16 protein-coding genes are annotated in these 18,712 nt (G+C 73.4%); 8 read left to right on the top strand and 8 right to left on the bottom strand.

The window, feature by feature from the left end; genetic code table 11:
- The gene (locus ABIA32_RS12625) at positions 1-324 is read right to left on the bottom strand and encodes a hypothetical protein (protein WP_370094167.1); all 324 of its coding nucleotides are present in this window, start codon (positions 322-324) and stop codon (positions 1-3) included.
- Between the two features lie 240 nt (positions 325-564).
- Positions 565-1,407 carry a hypothetical protein gene (locus ABIA32_RS12630; RefSeq protein ID WP_370094168.1) on the bottom strand — a complete coding sequence of 281 codons (843 nt, stop codon included), beginning with the start codon at positions 1,405-1,407 and terminating at the stop codon, positions 565-567.
- Between the two features lie 564 nt (positions 1,408-1,971).
- On the opposite strand from ABIA32_RS12630, the gene ABIA32_RS12635 reads away from it, so the two are divergent.
- Together ABIA32_RS12635 and ABIA32_RS12640 are read left to right on the top strand one after the other, a co-directional pair.
- Entirely contained in the window at positions 1,972-2,667 is a 696-nt protein-coding gene (locus tag ABIA32_RS12635) for a transglycosylase family protein (RefSeq protein ID WP_370094169.1), read from the top strand.
- Between the two features lie 199 nt (positions 2,668-2,866).
- Complete coding sequence (locus ABIA32_RS12640; protein WP_370094170.1) at positions 2,867-3,457, top strand: transglycosylase family protein; 591 nt, start codon at positions 2,867-2,869, stop codon at positions 3,455-3,457.
- A 33-nt stretch (positions 3,458-3,490) separates the two neighbouring features.
- On the opposite strand, the gene ABIA32_RS12645 is transcribed toward ABIA32_RS12640, so the two are convergent.
- The 3 genes from ABIA32_RS12645 to ABIA32_RS12655 all read right to left on the bottom strand — a co-directional run bounded on the left by ABIA32_RS12645 (position 3,491) and on the right by ABIA32_RS12655 (position 7,559).
- Positions 3,491-4,147: an ATP-binding cassette domain-containing protein gene (locus ABIA32_RS12645; protein WP_370094171.1), complete on the bottom strand. Its 657-nt coding sequence runs from the start codon at positions 4,145-4,147 to the stop codon at positions 3,491-3,493.
- Complete coding sequence (locus ABIA32_RS12650) at positions 4,137-6,857, bottom strand: ATP-binding cassette domain-containing protein (protein ID WP_370094651.1); 2,721 nt, start codon at positions 6,855-6,857, stop codon at positions 4,137-4,139. Before ABIA32_RS12650 ends, ABIA32_RS12645 begins: the two co-directional genes overlap by 11 nt.
- Before the next feature lie 66 nt (positions 6,858-6,923).
- Positions 6,924-7,559 (bottom strand): hypothetical protein, encoded by a 636-nt coding sequence (locus ABIA32_RS12655; protein ID WP_370094173.1) that lies wholly within the window; start codon positions 7,557-7,559, stop codon positions 6,924-6,926.
- A 172-nt stretch (positions 7,560-7,731) separates the two neighbouring features.
- On the opposite strand from ABIA32_RS12655, the gene ABIA32_RS12660 reads away from it, so the two are divergent.
- Both ABIA32_RS12660 and ABIA32_RS12665 read left to right on the top strand, forming a co-directional pair.
- Positions 7,732-8,337, top strand: coding sequence for a hypothetical protein (locus ABIA32_RS12660; RefSeq protein ID WP_370094174.1), 606 nt, complete (start codon positions 7,732-7,734; stop codon positions 8,335-8,337).
- Between the two features lie 45 nt (positions 8,338-8,382).
- Complete coding sequence (locus tag ABIA32_RS12665; RefSeq protein WP_370094176.1) at positions 8,383-9,783, top strand: ABC transporter substrate-binding protein; 1,401 nt, start codon at positions 8,383-8,385, stop codon at positions 9,781-9,783.
- Between the two features lie 24 nt (positions 9,784-9,807).
- Here ABIA32_RS12665 and ABIA32_RS12670 read toward each other — a convergent pair whose 3' ends face one another.
- The 3 genes from ABIA32_RS12670 to ABIA32_RS12680 all read right to left on the bottom strand — a co-directional run bounded on the left by ABIA32_RS12670 (position 9,808) and on the right by ABIA32_RS12680 (position 14,517).
- Positions 9,808-11,799, bottom strand: coding sequence for a hypothetical protein (locus ABIA32_RS12670; protein ID WP_370094177.1), 1,992 nt, complete (start codon positions 11,797-11,799; stop codon positions 9,808-9,810).
- Positions 11,800-12,251: 452 nt separating this feature from the next.
- On the bottom strand, positions 12,252-13,088 hold the full coding sequence (locus ABIA32_RS12675) for an alpha/beta fold hydrolase (protein WP_370094178.1): 837 nt from the start codon (positions 13,086-13,088) through the stop codon (positions 12,252-12,254).
- Between the two features lie 118 nt (positions 13,089-13,206).
- The gene (locus tag ABIA32_RS12680) at positions 13,207-14,517 is read right to left on the bottom strand and encodes a mannosyltransferase family protein (protein WP_370094179.1); all 1,311 of its coding nucleotides are present in this window, start codon (positions 14,515-14,517) and stop codon (positions 13,207-13,209) included.
- Positions 14,518-14,700: 183 nt separating this feature from the next.
- Between ABIA32_RS12680 and ABIA32_RS12685 the strand changes: the two genes are divergently transcribed.
- The 4 genes from ABIA32_RS12685 (at position 14,701) to ABIA32_RS12700 (ending at position 18,393) form a co-directional block, all read left to right on the top strand.
- Entirely contained in the window at positions 14,701-15,030 is a 330-nt protein-coding gene (locus tag ABIA32_RS12685) for a hypothetical protein (RefSeq protein WP_370094180.1), read from the top strand.
- 28 nt (positions 15,031-15,058) lie between these two features.
- Positions 15,059-15,970, top strand: a complete 912-nt coding sequence (locus ABIA32_RS12690; RefSeq protein ID WP_370094181.1) for a UbiA family prenyltransferase — start codon at positions 15,059-15,061, stop codon at positions 15,968-15,970.
- A 196-nt stretch (positions 15,971-16,166) separates the two neighbouring features.
- A complete protein-coding gene (locus tag ABIA32_RS12695; RefSeq protein ID WP_370094182.1) occupies positions 16,167-16,973 on the top strand; it encodes a hypothetical protein in 807 nt (268 codons plus the stop codon).
- A 118-nt stretch (positions 16,974-17,091) separates the two neighbouring features.
- Complete coding sequence (locus ABIA32_RS12700; RefSeq protein ID WP_370094183.1) at positions 17,092-18,393, top strand: hypothetical protein; 1,302 nt, start codon at positions 17,092-17,094, stop codon at positions 18,391-18,393.
- Positions 18,394-18,712: the final 319 nt, after the last annotated feature.

Below are 18,712 nucleotides of genomic sequence, written 5' to 3' on the forward strand. Positions count from 1 at the left end.
TCAGGATTCGCCGGGCGGCAGCGAGAGGTAGCTGCGGTGCCGCCCGGCTCCCGGCGGCGCGAGGTGGGGGACCTGCGGCGGCGTGAAGTCCGAGAAGTAGGGGAGCTTGAAGCTCTCCTCGCCGGTGCGGTCGCCGGGCAGACTGCGGAAGAGGCGGCGGAACTCGCTGTACAGCGCGTCGTAGATCGGCGTGTCCCGGCCGGCGTCCCGCTCGAACGCGGGCCGCATAGCGGGGATCGCAGCGGGCACGGCGACGGTCTCTGCGTACGCGGGCCACGCCCTGGCCTCGCGTCGGGGCGGGGGGAAGGTGTCGAAGGTGTGCACGTAATGGCCAACGACACAGCACCTGCCAGGATGCGGGTCAGTTGCGACACCTCAGGGGCGCGGAACCCGCAGATTCGCTACCCCCTGTGGTTGCACCACCAGGGGCGCGAGGCGCTGCTTGATTCACTGCGTGCGCGACAAGCCACCCTGCGAGGTAGAGCCCCGAACGTTCAGGGCCATCCGCTCATCGGTGGTTTCTCGCGCAGTTCCTCGCGCCCCTGGTATGGCTCAGGCCTGTGCTCAGGTTCCCGCCAGGGGGAGCACAGCGCCAAGCAGCAGGCCGCGCCGCGCCGCGCCGTCCAGCGCGTGGCGCAGCAGATCCTCGCGCGGCTGGCGCCCGATGCTGCCGGCCGGGGCCGCGTACATGATGACCTCGGCCTGCTGCGACGCGGCGGCGCGCCACGCATCCGTGACCTGGAGCGGCTGGTGCGCCTGCCACCAGGCGTTCGTGCCGCCGCCCTGCGCGGGCTGGAGGACGGCGTGGAGCTGACCCATCGCCATCAGGACCGACCAGCCGCGCAGCTGCGCCGGCGGGTAGTCGACGTCGGCGATCAGCTGGAAACCGTGCTCCTGAAGCAGCTCCACGAACGCGTCCTCGCCGACCGTCATGCCGGGACGGCCGACGGGGCCCGTCGGCTCGACGACCAGCGCCGCGCGTGGCGTGCCGGGGAACGGGCCGTTCTGACAGAGCACCAGGCCGCAGGTCACCCCCAGCACGGCCGGGGCGACCTGGCCGCCGTTCGCCGGGCCCTGCACCGGCGTGCGGACCGGCTGCTCCGACGCGGACTGGGCGGCAGGCGCCGCCATCGCGGCGCTGATGCTGCGGACGGCGCCCTGGAGCTGCTCCTCGGCCACCTCGACGACCTGGGAGGGGATGCACCGGGCGTGGGCGAAGGCCAGAACCGCCGTCTCCTCGCCGACGAAGAGCACCGTCGCCGTCGGGTCCTGCGTCACGTCTCCGGGCGCCCGGCAGGAGGTGCAGTCGTAGCGGTCGGGGGCGGTGGCCCCTTGAAGCAGGCGGTCGGCCTCGTCGTCACCGATCTCGGCACGGACCTCGTCGCTGACGTCGATCATGCGCTGCACGAATGACTCCTCGAATCGCGGGGGCCGGAGCGTGTCTGCCCGGCCGTGATGACAAACGCACCGGATGTGGTCGGGGTCACGGTTGAGGCCGCGAGGGCACGGGAAAGAGGTCGGATCCGGTCACGCGTGTGCGCTCGGAAGTGACCCTCTGTCTACCGTGTGGGGCAGCTCACGGACCGCTCAACCGCCTTATCTGTGACCGGGGTCACGAAACTGGTTCGTTGACGGTTCGACAAACGTCCCAATTCGGACATCGGGTGGCAATTTCCAAGATTCTTACTACCGGTAACGGCAGCGTGAGCTGGGACTTCTCCCAGGGGTTTGAGTCTCTCGCCCGGGGTTCCTACGGTCGTTGACGTTGGTGCAACGAGCACCACCCGGGTTCGCCCGTCTTCGCACCGTCTCCTGCGGCGCCCCTCGGCGCAGCGTGGGGACGTGCCCGCCGCCGCACGGACAGGTCGGCGGCGAGTGGCGGAGCGAGGGCGCGGACCAGCGAAGCGCGGAGCCGAACAGGCGCTGCGCGCCAGGTCTGCCGACCCGCCCGGGAGTGTCGAAAGGCGTTTCATGAAGTTCCGCGTTCGTACCGCTGTTGTCGGCGCCACCCTCCTCGCCGCCCCCGTCGCCGGTCTGCTCACTGCGACCAGCGCCTCCGCTGCCTCCACCTCCACCTGGGACGCCGTCGCGCAGTGCGAGTCGGGCGGCAACTGGTCGATCAACACCGGCAACGGCTACTACGGTGGTCTGCAGTTCGACGCGAGCACCTGGGCCGCCTACGGCGGCACCCAGTACGCCGCCAGCGCCGACCAGGCCACCCAGGGCCAGCAGATCGCCGTCGCCGAGCAGGTTCTGGCCGCCCAGGGCCCGAGCGCCTGGCCCGTCTGCGGCCCGCAGGCCGGCCTGAGCCAGGGCGGCGCCGCTGCCTCGGTCGACACCTCCGGCAGCAGTTCCTCCAGCTCCTCGTCCTCCTCCGGCTCGTCCTCCTCCAGCTCCTCCACGGGCAGCTCCGCCACCTCGCAGGACACCTCCTCGCAGGCCGCGCCCTCGCAGGACACCAGCACCTCCACCAGCACCTCCACCAGCGCCCCGGCGGCGAGCAGCAGCTCCGCCTCCGGCAGCTACACCGTCCAGGCCGGTGACACCCTGAGCGCCATCGCCGCCGCTCACGGCACCAACTGGCAGGCGCTGTACGCCGCCAACAAGAGCACCATCGGCGGCGACGCCAACCTGATCCTCCCGGGCCAGGTCCTGAACCTCGGCTGATCAGTTCGGCTGAGGCACGCCTGACTGCGTGACGACACCAGCGCGGCCTCCTGCTCCGGCAGGGGGCCGCGCTGTCGCGCTTCGCCCTCTGGCCAGCTACGGCCGCTCCCGGCCGGATTACGGCGTCCGGGTGATCCAGCGGCGTGGCGGATCATCGGATAGTCGGATCGCCGTGTGAGCCGACGTAGCGTCAGCCGCCATGGGCATAGCCAGAAAGTGTCTGATCGGTACTGCGCTCGGAACCTCGGCCGCGCTGCTCGGTGTGCTGCCACAGGTTGCTGACGCCGCGTCGAACCGGGTCCCGGTGTCCGTCTGGGACCGGCTCGCCATGTGCGAGAGCAGCGGCCGGTGGCACATCAACACGGGCAACGGGTACTACGGCGGGCTCCAGATCTCCCTGGAGACCTGGCGGGAGACGGGCGGACAGCGCTACGCGTCCCGCCCGGACCTGGCCGGCAAGGCACAGCAGATCGTCATAGGGGAGAAGATCCTCGCGTGGCAGGGCTGGGGCGCCTGGCCCAGCTGCTCGCGGGACCTCGGACTGAGCGGGCCCCCGACCGGGGGCGGCAAACCGCCGACGGGGAAGCCGCCGACCGGCAAGCCGCCGACTGGCAGGCCGCCGGTGACCGCGCCCGCGACCTACACGGTCCAGCCCGGCGACACCCTCGCCGCCATCGCCCACCGCTACCAGCTGCCCGGCGGCTGGCCCGCCCTCTACGCCCGCAACCGCGCGGTCATCGGGCCCAGCCCGGACAACCTGACCATAGGGACGGTCCTGCGGCTGCGGTGAGTCCGGGCTGGAGCCAGGCTGAACAAGGCTGAATCAGACCGGCTCGCGCGCGGACACGACCGTTCCGCGCCTGAGCTCGTAGACCACGTCGACCCGTACTGGTTCCGGCGGAAGCGACTGCTCCGCCAGCACCACCGTCCGGCCCGCGTCCACCAGCGCCGACAGCGCGGCGTGGACGCGAGTCACCACCTCCTCGGCGAGGCCGAGGCCGAGTTCGTCGAGCAGCAGCAGGCGCGCCGGGCCGGTCAGCACCCGGGAGAGCGCCACCATCCGCTGCTCGCCCCCCGAGAGCGTGCCCGCCGTGCGCGGCAGCAGCCGCGAGAGTTCCGGGAAGAGTTCCAGCGCTTCCGGGACGCTCGTCCCGCTGAGCAGCGTCAGGTTCTCGGCGACGCTCAGTGAGGGGAAGACCGCCCGCTCGGCAGGAAGCAGGGCGATGCCGAGACGCGAGCGCCGGTACGTGTCGAGAGCGGTGATCTCGCGCGGCCGTTCCGCCCCGCCGTACCAGCGCACGCTCCCCGAGGCGAGCGGTACGACGCCCGCGAGCGCGTGCAGCACGCTGGTGCGCCCCGACCCGTTGCGGCCCAGCAGGACCGTCACCGCCCCGGACGGCACCGCCAGGTCCACCCCGTGCAGGGCCTCCAGCGGTCCGTAGCGCACCCGCGCCCCGCGCAGCTCGATCTCAACCGCCATGCCGGACCTCCCCACCCTCCCCGAACCGCGCGCCCTCCCCGAACCGCCCGCCCGCCGCCCGCAGTTGCAGCTGCCCGTGCGCCTGGAACTGCGTCCGGCCGGCGCTCATCACGTGGACGCCGGAGGCGAGTTCGTCGATCAGCTCGCGGTCGTGCTCCACCAGCAGCAGCGCCAGTCCGCCGTCCGCCAGCGAGCGCAGCAGCTCCACCAGCAGTGCCGTCTCCCGCCGGTCCAGACCCGCGCCCGGCTCGTCGAGCAGCAGCACGGCGGGTTCCGCCGCCAGTGCCCGGCCCAGTTCGACCAGCCGCAGCGTGCCGGTCGGCAGCTCGGCCGCCGCGTGGTCGCGCAGGGCGGTCAGGCCGAGCAGCCGCAGCACCCGTTCCGCGTCCTCGGCGGACTGACGGGAGCTGCGCCGGGCCGCCTGCTCCGCGCCGACACGGATGTTGTCCGCGACGGTCAGCCCGGGGAAGACCGCGATCTGCTGGAAGGTGCGGGCCAGGCCGAGCCGGGCGCGGGCGTGCTCGGGCAGCCGGGTGAGATCCCGGCCTCCCAGCAGCACCTGACCGGAGTCCGGCCGGCCGGCGCCGCTGAGGCAGTCGAAAAGGGTGCTCTTGCCCGCCCCGTTGGGCCCCGTCAACGCCGTGATCCGCCCCGGCGGCACGGCGAGCGTGACGCCGTCGACGGCGGTCGCGCCGCCGAAGCGGCGGGTGAGGTTCCGTGCCGTCAGCCGTTCGCCCTCACGTCGGGGGAGCGGAGCCGGTCGCGGCGAAGGCGCCGGTGCGGGCTCGCCCGCCGGTGCGGGCAGGCGGACGCGGGCGGCCAGCTGCCGCCCGAGCTCCGTGAGCCGCACCGCCCCCTCGTCCGCCTCGCCAGCCGCTGCCGCTCGCAGGCCGCGCCCCGGCAACCGTGGCAACCGCGCCAGTCCGGCCAGGCCGCCCGGCGGCATCCGCCCGAGCAGCAGCGCCAGCGCGCCGACCGCCGCCGCGGAGACCCCGGCGACGGTGCCCGCATCCAGGCCGACCAGCAGCGCGGCCGCCAGCACCGCCCCCACCGCGCTGTCCGCGCCGAACACGACCACGGCCGCGAACCAGATCAGCCCGAGTACCGGGTCGAAGGCGTTCGGATCGAAGGCCTGCCCGCCGAGTCCGAGCAGCCCGCCGCCCAGCGCGGCCAGTGCCGCGCCGACGACGAAGGCCAGCAGCTTGAGCCGTGGCACGTCCACCCCGGCCGCCGCCGCGCCCGCCTCGTGGTCCCGCATCGCGCCGAGCGCCCGGCCGAGCCGGCCCCGGCGCAGTGCCCTGACCAGCAGCAACGCGCCCGCAAGCACCGCCAGTTCCACGCCGTAGAAGAAGCGGTCCTGTCCGAGCAGGCCGACCCGGTCCAGCACCACGCCCGTCGTCGCGGCGGGCTGCTGGAACACCAGTCGGCTGATGGCCGTGCCGACGGCGAAGGTCGTCAGCGCGAGGGCGAGCCCGCGCCTTCGGATCGCCGGCCAGCCGACCAACAGCCCCAGCGGCGCGGCCAGCACCACCGCCAGCAGCAACGCCACCGGCGCGGGGAAGGCCGGCAGGCCGGGGAGCCGGCCGCCCGCCAGCAGCCCGGTGAAGAGCGCGCCGAGGCCCGCGTATCCGGCCTGGCCGAGCGAGACCTGGCCGCCGTAGCCGGTCACCACGACGATCGACAGCAGCACCAGGGCCAGCGCGGGCACCTGCAGCGCCGCCCGCAGGTCGTCGGCGCGGAAGGCGAAGGGCATCAGCAGCAGCGTCGCGCAGGCGACCCGCCCGGCGAAGGCGCGCGAGGAGGCGGGCTTGGTCGCCGGGCCCGTCAGCACCGCGTGATACGCGCGCCGCTCCGATCCCGCGAAGCGCAGTGGCAGCAACAGCACGGCCGCCAGCAGCGCGAGCACGAACAGGTTCGCGCCCACGGCCTGGAGCAGCGACTGCGTCCAGCCGCCGGGGTGGAACTGGGTCAGCTCGCTCTGCAGCACGCCGAGCGCGAGCGCCGCCGCGACGGCCGCCGTCAGGCTGCGCAGCCCGGCGATCACCGCGACCGCCATCGTCTCCATCACCAGCAGCGGCAGCCCGTACGGGTCGAGGCGCAGGCCGGGCGCGAGCACCGCGCCGGTCAGCCCCGCCGTGAACGCGCCGAAGGCCCAGCCGACCGAGGAGACCCGGTCTGCGTCCACCCCGGCCAGCTCGGCCAGTCGCCGGTTGTCGACGACGGCCCGGACCTGCGTCCCGAACGGCGTCCAGCGCCCGACCGCGGCCACCCCGGCCGCGAGGACCGCGACCACGGCCAGCACCGCCCACGGGGAGGACGGCAGCAGGCTGGGCGCGTCGGCCAGCGGGGTCGGCCCCCAGAGCAGGAACGCCGCGCCGACCAGCAGCACGAAGACGCCCAGGCAGGCGACCAGCGTCTCGACCGGTCCCGCGCCGCGCCGCTGCAGCCGACGGAAGACGGTGGCGTCCAGCGCCCAGCCGATCGCGGGGGCGAACACCAGCAGGCAGGCCGGGATCGCGAGCGCGCGCGGCCAGTGCCAGACCACGATGGTCTGCCGCAGCGCGTAGGCGGTGACCATGGCGATCGCGCCCTGGGCCAGGTTCAGCACGCCGGTGGCCCGGTAGCAGACGACCAGTCCGATGCCGGACAGCGCGGCGGCGGCCCCGACGGTCAACCCCGCCTGCGCGAGGTCGAGCGGGAGCGAGGCCAGCTGCAGCCCGGCCCCTTCGAGTCCGACTTCCTGGTGAAGCAGGGCGGTGAGCTGGGCGGCGGCCACTCAGGCCCCCGGCGCGAGCGGTGTCGGCCCGCCGGTCCCGCCGGTCCCGCGAGACCCGCGAGGCCCGCCGGTCCCGCCCGCCTCACCCGCCTCGGCCGGCTTGTCCGGCGCGCAGAGCGGGCACGGCCGCAGCCCGCGCTCGCGCGCCCCGGCGGCGGTGACCGGCAGAGCGTCGCCGCGTCCCTCGACCAGCAGGCAGCCGGCCCGGTGATAGGTGCGCCCGTTCGGCAGGTACGACAGCGGTCCGGGCGACGTCGCGGCGGACCCCGTGGGGCCGCCGCCCTGCGAAGTCCGACCGGCCTCTTCCACCAGCAGGTCGTAGAGGAGCGCGAGCCGGCGGCGCAGCTCGTCGTCCCGCGCGGCACGCTCCTGCTCCTGCTCGCGTGCCTGGTCGGGATCGGGCCGGGCGATCAGCACCGCGCCCGCGACGATCAGGGCCGCCCCTGGGATACTGGCGGAAGCGAGGTAGGGGAGCTGACGCTCGGCGAAACGCTCACCGGAGATCCCGTACCAGCCCAGCACGCAGAGCAGCGCGCCGGCCGCGCCGCAGACCCACCCGGTCCTGCCGGCGCTCCAGCTTCCGGATCTGCCGCGCGGCAGGCGCAGGCCGCGTACCCCCGGTGGCGGCTCGTTCATGGCGTCCTTCTCTCGCGGTCGCCGGCCCCAGGGCCGAATGGTCACGTTCCCTCATCAATACCCGCAGGAGAGGGTTCCTGACGATCCCCTGGGGGCTAGCTTGGTCATCCAGAACTGATGCTAAGTCAGATTTCACGACAGAGCTGATTTCACGACAGGGCGGTGAAGGTTCATGGACACAGACCGGGAGCGCACGGCCGGTCCGCGCACCCTCGTGTTCCGAGCAGGCACGGCGGCAGCGGTCCTGCTGCTCGCGGCGGCCTGCAGCAGTAGCGGCGGCACCAATCCCACTCCCAGCCCCACGGCGACCACCCAGGCCGGCACGCCTCCGGCCGCCAGCCCCAGCGCGTCGGGCAGCGTGGCGGCCGCGGCCTGCGGCAACGGCACCCCGCCGACGGTCTCGGGCAGCGGCCCCGCCGACACCGCGGGGGCCGCAGCGAAGGTCGCGACCGACTACGCGCAGTTCTTCGACCCCGCGACCTCGGCCAGCACCAAGATCGGCCTGCTGCAGAACGGCACGGCCTTCGCGCCGGTCATGCAGATGTTCGGCAAGGACCCGCAGGCCGCGCAGACCACGGTCAGCGTCACGGCGGTGAACTTCACCAGCGCGACGACGGCCGACGTGACCTTCAACGTCTGCCTCAGCGGCACCGTCGCGCTGCCGGGCAGCAAGGGCAAGTCGGTCCTCGACGGCGGCGTCTGGAAGGTCGGCGACGCGACCCTCTGCAGCCTGCTCCAGCTCAAGGCCGGCGCCACCAAGATCCCCGGCTGCTCCTGAACCGACGGGACAAGACTGACGGGACGAACCTGACGGGATGAACGGGTGACGCGTCACCGCACCTCGCGTACCAACCGCGTGGCGGGCATCAGCGGCGTGAGGACGGCCTGGGGGATCGTCCTCGCGCTGCTGGTGCTGCTCGCCGGCGCCACCGGCCTGACCGGCTGCGGCAGCAGGCTGCCGCTGAAGGACTTCGAGACCGGCCCGACCGCCGCCGGGCCGGGCGGTCCGGCCGCGCCGCCGATCCCGGTCGGCATCGTGACCTCCGTCAGCAGCCCGATCGGCGGCGACGCCTTCACCGGCCCGCTCTACGGCGCGCAGGCCTTCTTCCGCGCGCTGAACGACGCGGGCGGCATCGGCGCGGTCGGGGGCGTCGGCGGGCGTCAGGTGAAGGTCTTCACCTGCGACGACAGCGGGGCGGGCATCGGCAACCAGAGCTGCGTGCACCAGTTGGTCGATCAGGACCACGTCGTCGCCCTCGTCTCCGGCAGCGTGCTGCAGTACGCGGGCGCCTCGTACGTCAGCTCCAAGGGCGTCCCCGACATCGGCGGCATCACCATCGGCACCGCCTACGACCAGTACCCGCACCTCTACGCCGTCTACGGGAGCAACGAGCCGCGCGACGGCAAGGCCGTCGGCTGGAACGGCGTGATGTACCAGACCACCGAGGTCTACCGGTACTTCAAGACGAAGCTCGGCCTCAGCCGCGCCGTCGTCGTCGCCTACAACCAGGGCGACTCCGCCCGCTACGCCGCCGAGCTGGCCCAGGGTCTCAAGGCCGAGGGCTACGACGTGCTCAGCGAGACCGTCGACTTCGCCCTGCCCGACTTCGCGGCCGTCGCCGCCGGGATGAAGGCCGACCACGCCCAGCTGCTGCTGGACGCCATGGACGTGCGCGGCAACACCGCACTGTGCCAGGCGATGGCCTCGTCGGGCGTCAGCGTCGCGGCGAAGGTCACCAACGAGCAGAACTGGTCCGAGCAGGTCCGCCAGGACTACCAGCAGGTGCCCGGCTGCCGCGCCGCGCTGTGGACCACGGCGGGCGCGCGCAACTACGAGGACGTCCAGTACCCGGCCGTCGCGGCGTTCCGCGCGGCGATCCAGAAGTACTACCCGGACCGGCAGGGACAGCTCTCCGAGTGGGAGCTGCTGGGCTGGGCGGGCGCCCAGTGGTTCAGCGACGCCGCCGCCTCCTGCGGCGCGAACGTCACCCGGGCCTGCGTGGACGGCTTCATGACCCGCCCCCAGCCCTACGACGCCCACGGCGTGCTGATCCCGGCCGACTTCGTGCCGCACCCGACCCCGCCCACCGGCCCGCAGCACGCCTGCCTGAACGTCGCCCGCTGGGAGGACTCCGCACAGGGCGGCAAGGGCGGCTGGGTCACTCAGACGCCGGACATGAACGCCAACTGCTTCGACGTGCCCGCGCTGCCGTTCCGGCCGTGACGGCGGGCGGCTACCCCATGCGCCCTACCGCCCCTGAAGGCCCTCCACCCCCGTGCGCGGCACCAGGCCGTCGTTCGAGTTGTGTCTGCTGAAGCCCTGCCCGGAGGAGAGGATCTTGCGGATCGCCGCCGGCAGCGTCGACGGGTCAGGACCCACGCCGATCAGCTGCGAGGAGAGACTCATCGGCTCCGAGGTCACCGCGCGCAGCAGGATCCTGCCCTTGATGCCGGGCGTGTCCACCCCGCCCCAGGGCGCCTTGAGCAGGTAGACGGCGCTGCTGTGCGGGGCCAGGGTGGCGGGACCTGCGAGCACCTTCCAGTAGTCCGAGATGGTCGCCCCGGTGCTGGTCGCGAAGTGCGGGCTGACCACCTCGCCGCTGGTGTTGGTGACGGTCACCCTGACCCGTTGCAGCAGGTCCACCAGCGCGAGCTGCCCGTTGCCGGCCGTGCCGCTCATCGCGGTCACGTCCATCCGCAGCGGCGGCGGGGTCAGCACCGCCGCGCAGATCGCCACCGCCGTCGGCGCCAGCAGCAGCGGCACCACGGCCGTGCGCACGGCCCGCGAGCCGAGCCAGCCGAAGCGCGGGTGCCAGGCCCGGTCGAAGTCGGCCGCCGAGACCGTCGCCGCCGCCATCACCCAGAGCGGCACGGTCAGGTCGAAGTAGTCCTGCTGGGAGCGGGTCGACAGGTAGAAGACCAGCCACGGCATCACCGTCACCGCCGGGCCGAGCCGCCGCGGGAACAGCACCAGCAGCACCATCATCGCGACGCCCAGCAACTGTCCAGCGACGCTGTAGAGGTGGAGGTTGCCGCTCCCGGAGGTGAAGAACGAGGAGATGCCGACCAGCCCCTGCCCGGCCGGGATCGCCTGCTGCGTCAGCGGCGTCAGCACCCCCTCCAGCCAGGCCCGCGGCCCCTGCAGGATGAAGGGCAGGTTGATCGCCAGGAAGACCCCGGTGCTGATCGCGGCGTAGCGCAGGACGAGGCGGGCCGCCGCGCGGGCGGGCATCTCGCCGCGCCGGATCATGAAGAGCCCGATCAGCAGGAACGGCGCCAGGAACCAGGTCAGCTGGTGCAGACAGGCCGCGATGCCGAGGCAGACCGCCTGGGTGACGCCCACCCGGCCGAGCCGCCCGCCGCGCCCGGTCCGGTGCCAGTAGGCGACCGCGATCAGCAGGAAGGGCAGCTCCATGCAGCCCGGGTAGCCCATCTGCGCGTAGTTCGGCAGCCAGCCGAAGCCGAAGCAGACGATCACCGCGACCGGCCGCCAGGCGACCGGCAGCAGCACGAACATGACGACTGCGGCGGCCAGCAGCATCGCGGTCGCGGCGAGCCCGGCCGGGGGGTGGCTGAGGTGGAGCCCCATCGGCACGGCCGTGAACACCGGACCGAGCGGCGGGTAGTCGAGACCGGTCGCGGCCCCGCCGTCCATCAGCGGGGTGGTCCCGACGTGGAAGAGGCTGAAGATCTGCGGCCACTGCGTGCCGTAGATGTGCCCGCCGTGCAGCAGCGTCCGCGCCGCCATGTGAATCAGCGAGCCCTCGTCTGTGCCGTAGTAGACGTGGCTCGACGGCACGCCGGGGACCGGCGGCTTGGCGGCGGTGACGACGTAGAAGCGGTTCAGGCACTGCAGCGCCGCCACGGTCAGCATCGACACGTCCACCAGCGTCATGCTCCGGCGGGTGCGGACGCTGAGCGCCAGCACGCCGATCCCGAGGATCGCGCCGAAGTACAGGATCACCGCGAAGGCGTGGACCTGCTGGTTGACGATGGTGCGGTTCCAGATGTCCCGCGCGCCGATCAGCATGGACGCGCAGGCCAGCACGGTGAGCATCCGGTTGACCTGCGCGGGCGGCAGGCGCAGCAGCTCAGGGGCGCTGTGCCCGGCGAGCAGCCAGCGGAAGGCCCGGCGCACGCGCTCGCCGCGCGGCCGCGGGGAGGCCGCGACGGGTGCCGCGCTGTCGTCGGGCTCGTCGTCGAGTGGGGCGGCGGGGTCACGGGACATCACAGGTGGCACGCCCGAATGGTGACACGCAGTCAGCAGTCCCGGCCTGTGCGGCCACCCCGCGCGTCGCCCCGACTCACCGCGCTGACCTGCGGATTCCTGGCGACGCGCGGGGATAACCCCATTCACACGATCGGGTGAGTCCCACGCGCGCGTCGCTGCGCCTCGCCGCCCTCCTCGCTGCGCTGGTTCGCGCCCTCGGCCCCCGGCCCCGGCGTGACCCGCCGCCTCGGAGGAGTTCACCCGACGCCCAGCGTTCGGCGGGGTGCGGGACAGGTCGCTGACCGGGCGTGAGGAGAGCACGACGCACATGGCGCGCTCGCCCACCGCCTTGGCCGCTGCGCCCTGGACCGCGCGCTCGGCGGCCCCGCCTCGTTCGCCGGACCCCTCGCTCGCCGGACCCGCGCTTCGCTCTCCGGACCCTGTTCCGCGCGCGCCGGATCGGTTGCCCGTCCGGGTTCGGTCTACGCGTCTCGGCTGCCGTCGAGGATCGTTCGCGCCACGAGGGCCGGATCGTCGTTCATCGGGACGTGGCCGCAGCCCGGCAGGCGGACGAGCTTCGCCTTCGGCAGGCGCTGCTCGGCGCGGTCCGCCTGCTTCGGGATCAGCAGCCGGTCCCTGCTGCCCCAGCCGATGGTCACCGGGACGTCGGTCATGTCGGCGCTGAAGTTGACGTCCAGTCCGGCCCGCAGCGTGGCCGAGAAGCCCGTGGCGTCGCGAAGGGCGTGCGTCTCCGCGATCGCGTCCTCGGGCGAGCGGAGCTTCGGCCGGGCGTAGATCGTGCCGACCAGCAGGCCGCGGGTGCTCGGGTTGGCCGCGAGGCGGCGGACCAGGGCCTCGGGCAGCGTGCGCGCACCGAAGCGCATGTACAGCAGCACGCTGAACGCGTAGATCTGCTCGGGTCGGGTCCAGAAACCGGCCGGTGAGAGCGCGGTGACCGAGCGGGCCAGGCCACGGCGGCCCATCTCCAGGGCCAGCAGCCCGCCGAGGGAGTTGCCTGCGACGTGCGGCCGCTCCAGACCGAGTGCCGTGCAGAGTCCGCCCAGCGCGGGTGCGACCGTGTCCAGGTCGTACGCCGCTCCCGGCGGCAGCGGCGAGGAGGCGCCGAAGCCGGGCAGATCGACGGCGAAGACCTCGTGCTCCTCGGCGAGCGCCGGAAGCACGGGCTCCCAGGCCTGCCAGTGGTGGCCGATGCCGTGCAGCAGGAGCAGCGGCGTGCCGCTGCCCCGGCGCTCGTACCGCACGGTGACGGTCCGGGCGCCCTGGGGGGTGTCGTGCTCGTAGGAGACCTCGGCGGGCATGGCGGCGCTCCCTGTGTATCGCGACGGTTCTTGCTAGACCTGTTGTCAGTAAGAATTACCGGAGAGTAGCTTCCGCGACAAGAGGGACTGCACCACGTCGGTTACCAGCTGTCGGCCGTCAGGGCGCCTTCGTCGAGTAGAGCAGCACGTAGGTCCCGTAGAGCCCGGACAGGATCGTGCACGCGGCCAGCGTGGCGACGAGGACCGCGCGGGTCCGCACCCGGGCCAGCCCCGAGGCGATCGGGACTAGCAGCGGAAAGGCGGGCAGCAGGAAGCGGCCGCGCGAGGAGAAGAACGCGGTGTCGCCGAACGCGATCAGCATGATGACGAGAGTGAACGCGACGAAGGCGAGCGGCTGCCGCTGCGCGATCGTGACCACGAAGAGCACGGCGGCCGCCGCCAGCATCCCGGCGACCACGGGGTAGTACAGGCCGACCGGGGTCGCGGTCATGAAGAGCAGCCTGACGTCGTGTGCGGTCGAGGCACCGAAGTCGAAGTGGGACTGCCACAGCGCCTGGATCCGGAAGTACGCGTCCCAGGTGTGCAGCCGCACGCCCGTCCAGGCGACGAAGCCGAGCCAGCCGAGCGGCGCCAGCAGCAGGGCGAGCAGGGGTCGACGCAATCCGGGTTCCTGGGCGAGCGGCGCGGCCTGCTGGTCTGCGCCGTCGAACCAGAGCACGCGGTCGAGCCACGCCAGCCGGCCCGGCAGGGTCGGACGCGCCCCGCGGGCCCGCAGGCACACCCAGATCTCCATCGCGGCGGCCGCCATGACCGCCGCCGCGACCGCGACGCCGGTGGGCCGGGTGAGCCCGGCCAGGACCGAGAGCACGCCCGCCGAGACCCAGCGCCGGGAGACCGCGCAGTAGAGCGCCCACGCCGCGAACATGGTGAACGCCGACTCGCTGTAGCCGGCCGTCTCGATCGCCGCGATCGGCGAGGCCCCCCAGAGCAGCGCGGCCAAGGTGCCGAACCGCGCGCCGTAGCGGAACGAGACGGCGGCGTAGATGCCCCAGGCCGCGCCGACCGCGCACACCGACGCGGTCAGCATGCCGGTCACGCCCCAGGGCAGGAACGGCAGCACCGTGTGCACGGCCCGGATCATCGCGGGGAAGACCGGGAAGAAGGCGAGGTTGGTCTCCTGGAACGCGGCACCGGGCAGCCACGGCCGGATCGCGTGGTCGTACCCGTGCTGGGCGATGTCGAGGTACCAGCTCGCGTCCCAGTGCACGGCGAGCCGGCGCAGCGTGTACGTGGGCGAACCGGGGCCGAGCAGCAGCATCAGCGACAGGCCGGTGGCTCGCGCGACGAGGAAGAGCAGCAGGGCCGGCTCGGCGGCACGCAGCGAGTCGAGCACGGCCGCCGAGCGTGCAAGGTTCGGCGCCTTCGCAGGGCGATGCTCGGCGGCGGGCGCTCGGGTCGGAACGGTCACGGTTTCCTCGAAGCGATCGGCGGCAGAGCTGTATCGGCCGGCCCGGAAGTGGTCAGGGCAAGGTAGTCACCGAGCGTGTCAGGCCCATGTGTACAGATCGGAAATTTGAGGTGAGATCCGGTTACGAAGTGACGCACCCGTTCTCATCCGGGTGTCATGAGTCGCTCAGCAGAGGTTGACAAAATGCCCGCCTCCATCGGCGCCGGGATCTGGTTCACCCCCTCCGGTGCCTTCACGAACCCCGCGATCACCGTCGTCCGTGCGCTGACCGGCGGCCCGACCCGCCTCGCGCCCGGATCGCTGCCCGGCTTCCTGGCCGCCCAACTATTGGGCACGGTCGTCGGAGTGGCCCTCGCCGGCTGGTTCTTCCCCGCGTCGCGGCAGGCGATCGAGCCGCCTGGCCGCGCTGTCGAGGGCGTCGAGACGGTCGGGCGCCGTGTCGGGGCGGTCGATTCGTCCGGCATGGACGGCCATGAACATCTTGCCAAGATCAGCGTGTCTTACACCGGTTAGTCCGATTTGCCGCCCTAGTCTGCGCGGCATGAGTGAGATAGCTGGCGCTATCGCCAGGGGGAAGTCGGGGGCTGTCGCCCACATCGTCCAGGTCGCGCGGATGTGCGTGACCGAGGCGCGGCCCGTGGTCCAGATCGTGTTCCTGATGCGGTTCATGACCGGCCTGCTGTTCCAACTACCGGGCACGCTGAGCCCGTTGCGCGCGGCGCTGGGGGCCGTCGCCTGGGTGCTCGCGGTCCTCGCCGCCTACCTCGTCAACGGGGTCATGGATGTCACCGAGGACCGGGCCAACGATTCGATCCGGCCGATAGCGCGCGGTGACCTGCCGGTCGGGCTCGCCGCCACGATCGTCGCAGCGCTGGCAGCGGGCGCGCTCCTCGCCGGTGCGGCCGTGCCGGGTCTCGACTGGGACGTGCTGGCGATGCTGGTCCTCGGCTACGCCTACTCCGGGCCGCCGCTGCCCGCCAAGCGCACCACGTTCACGGCGGCGGCCACCGTCACCGCGATGGGCCTGACCACCTATCTGGGCGGCGCGCTCTCGGCCGGCGGCCGGATCGGGGGAGAGGTGCTGCTGTTCGGCATCGCCATGTCCCTGTGGATGGGCTGCGTCGGCGCCATCGCCAAGGACCTCGGCGACGTGCGCGGCGACGCCCTCGCCGGCCGCCGCACCCTCGCTGTCGTCCGGGGCGAGCGGGCGGCCAGGATCGCCTCGGCCGTCGGCGCCCTCTCGGTCGCCACGGGAATGCTGCTCGCCTCCGGCTTCTGGGCGCCGATCTGCCTGGCCGGCGCGGTTCCGCTCGCAGCGGGCGCGGTCTGGGTCGCCCTGCGCTGCCGCCACCCGCGCGCCGGTCGCGGCCCGTACCGGGCGTTCATGGTGACCCAGTACGCCACCCACGCGGCGATGCTGGTCGCCCTGGCGGCCAGGCTGACGCTCGGTTAGGGCCGCTCCAGAGCCGCACTGCGCGACGCCGCTCAGGAGCTCCCGGAGCCGCCCCGGGTCTCCATCGTTCGTCCGCGTCCCCTTCTGACCAGCAAAGGGAGGGGATCCGCCCGGCTTTGCCCTCAGGCCGCCCCTTAGGATCGAAGGCATCAGGACGTGTGGGACGTGTGGGGCGTCCGAGGAACGGGGGCGGCAGTTGGAGGGGGTGCAGTCGGTCGCGGTCCGGTTCGAGGACGAGCGACCCAGGATCGTCGAAGCATACGAGCGTGCACTGGCGGCGGCAGGAAGTCCGCTGCTGGAGCCGCGCCGGCGCTGGTCCCGCGTCAGGCGACAGGCGGAGTCCATCCTGCGCGACTGCGCCGCGGGGCTGCGCGGCGAGCATACGGAGTTCTCGGCCGCGGACTGGGTCAGCCTGGAGCTGATGGGCGCGCGCCGGGCGGTGGACGGCGTCCCGCTGGAGGAGTCGCTGCACGCCGCGCAGTTGCTCTGGGGAGTGACCCGGCCCGCGCTCGAGCGTGCGACGGCGTCCCAGTCGGCGGAGGCCCGCGCCCAGCTCATGTCCGCCGCGCGTCTCGCCTTCCGGCGCAGCACGGGTTCCCGGCTGCGGGCGGGCGCGGTCGGCTACGGCGACACCCACCTGATCGATGCGCTGCTCAGCGCCGAGGCCGTGGGCGACCCCGCCCGCTCCCCGTTCCCCTCCCAGCGCGGCCGGGACGCGCGCGACGCGCAGTCCGCGCAGGCTGGGCAAGCCGGGAAGGTTGGGCAAGCCGGGCAGGCCGGGCACGACGTGCCTGAGGTCCACGCGCTGGACGGCGGCGCGCACCGCAGGATCGCGGCGGAGCTCGGCATCCCCGAATCCCACGTGCGCAGCACCCTGCGCGCGGCGCTGCGCCGCGCGGCCCAGGACACCGATCCTGTCCGCGCGCAGGCGAGCAGCGGAGGCACTGACGCCGGCGCCGACCCCGCGCGGGACGCGGACGCTGATGACGCCGACGAGACGTGACGGCGAGCGGGGCGTCCTCCTCGCACCCGACGCCGCTGCGGCGCCGGGGCAGGACGCGGCTCCGTTCGACGGAAAACCGCGCCTGCGCGGTCGTACCCGTGGCCTAGTGTTTCCGAACATGACTTCTGCTCCGGTCCTGAAACGGGGAACCGCAGTCTCCGGCGCCGACCACGTCGAGACCTCGGCGCTCGTCGGCCCACCCGCCGATCCGTTTCGCGTTCCCCCGTCCGGTCGCCCGCTCCGCCGTTGGGTCGACCGCACGACCGCCGCGCTGCGCCGGGCGTTTCCCGCGCTCGCGGCCTACGCGGCCGTACGCGGGCTCGGGGTCCTGCTCGTCTTCGGCTGGGGCTGGGGCCACGGCATCGCACCGGTGACCCGGCTCGGCACGCTGTGGGACGCGGCCTGGTACGCACGGATCGTCGATCACGGCTACGCGGTCTCCGACGGCCTGACCGGGGCACACGGCATCCCCTTCTCGCCGCGCGCCTTCTTCCCCCTCTATCCCGGTGTCAGCCGCCTCGTCTCCGAGGTGACCGGTCTCGGCACGGCGGGCGCGCTCGTGCTGACCGCCTGGACGGCGTCGCTCGCGGCCGCGTGGGGGATCTTCGCCATCGCCCACCGCCTCTGGGGTCGGCGCGTCGGTCTCGTCGCAGTGATCCTCTGGGGTGTGCTGCCGCTCGCGGCGGTGGAGTCGATGGGCTACTCCGAGTCGCTGTTCACCGCGCTCTGCGCCTGGTCTCTCTACGCGGTGCTGCGGACCAGGTGGCTGACGGCCGGTCTGCTCTGCCTCATGGCGGGTCTCACCCGCCCCAGCGCCACGGCGCTGATCGCCGCCGTCACGGTGGCGGCCGCGCTCGAACTCCGGCGCGTCCGGGCCTGGCGCTGGCGGCCGCTCGCCGCGGCCCTGCTGGCACCGCTCGGGTGGCTCGGCTACATCGGCTACGTCAGCCTGGCCGAACGCTCGCTGGGCGCCTACTTCCGCATCCAGGCCGCGTGGGACACCGGCATCGACGGCGGATGGAGCACGCTCCGCTGGTACGGGCACGAGTTCACGCACCTCTTCGCCGGCCACGAGGCCCAGCGCCACGCCTTCGGCCGGTTGCCGATCGCGATCACGGGTCTGGTCTACCTCGCCCTGCTCGTCGCCTGCCTGCGACAGCGGGGTCCGCAGCGGCAGCCGGTCGTGCTGCTCGTCTTCGGCGCCGGAATGTTGGCCATAGACTTCGTCAACTCTTCGCCGCTGCCGCCGATCGCCCGCTTCCTGCTCCCGGCCTTCCCGCTGCTCTTCCCCGCCGCGCAGTGGCTGGCCGGACGGCTGGCCGGGCGGACAGCAGCGGCCTGGTGGCCACTGGCCGCCGCCGCGGTCGGCTCGGCCTGCTACGGCGTGGCCCTCACGTTCCACGGCGGCGCACCCTCCTGACCCGGCCCGGCCGGGGTGGGTGCGCTGCCGGAGCATCGCCCGGCCCGCCCGGCCCGCTGCCCCGCCCGGCCCGGCGGGCACGAGCCGGGCGTGGGCGCCCTCCCCTTCCGGCGGGTCTGCTTCGCCGTATGGGACATCGAGCGGGCGGTTGCCGACTCGGCCCCGCACGGCGGGCACCAGGCCGGCGCGGGCGCGGACGCCCTCTGCCTCCGGCGGGTCTGCTTCGCCGTGTCGGAGATCGAGCGCGGGCGGCTGACGGCGCGGCCGCGCTCGGGGGCACGAGCCGGGCGCGGGCGCCCTCTGCCTCCGGCGGGTCTGC

Source organism: Streptacidiphilus sp. MAP12-20 (assembly GCF_041262525.1).
Lineage (GTDB): Bacteria > Actinomycetota > Actinomycetes > Streptomycetales > Streptomycetaceae > Streptacidiphilus.

Coding starts and splice junctions, on each gene's coding strand:
- ABIA32_RS12675 (WP_370094178.1), bottom strand. CDS start 13,088: ATGCCCGCCGAGGTCTCCTACGAGCACGACACCCCCCAGGGCGCCCGG.
- ABIA32_RS12700 (WP_370094183.1), top strand. CDS start 17,092: ATGACTTCTGCTCCGGTCCTGAAACGGGGAACCGCAGTCTCCGGCGCC.
- ABIA32_RS12685 (WP_370094180.1), top strand. CDS start 14,701: ATGCCCGCCTCCATCGGCGCCGGGATCTGGTTCACCCCCTCCGGTGCC.
- ABIA32_RS12655 (WP_370094173.1), bottom strand. CDS start 7,559: ATGAACGAGCCGCCACCGGGGGTACGCGGCCTGCGCCTGCCGCGCGGC.
- ABIA32_RS12645 (WP_370094171.1), bottom strand. CDS start 4,147: ATGGCGGTTGAGATCGAGCTGCGCGGGGCGCGGGTGCGCTACGGACCG.
- ABIA32_RS12640 (WP_370094170.1), top strand. CDS start 2,867: ATGGGCATAGCCAGAAAGTGTCTGATCGGTACTGCGCTCGGAACCTCG.
- ABIA32_RS12635 (WP_370094169.1), top strand. CDS start 1,972: ATGAAGTTCCGCGTTCGTACCGCTGTTGTCGGCGCCACCCTCCTCGCC.
- ABIA32_RS12690 (WP_370094181.1), top strand. CDS start 15,059: ATGAGTGAGATAGCTGGCGCTATCGCCAGGGGGAAGTCGGGGGCTGTC.
- ABIA32_RS12660 (WP_370094174.1), top strand. CDS start 7,732: ATGGACACAGACCGGGAGCGCACGGCCGGTCCGCGCACCCTCGTGTTC.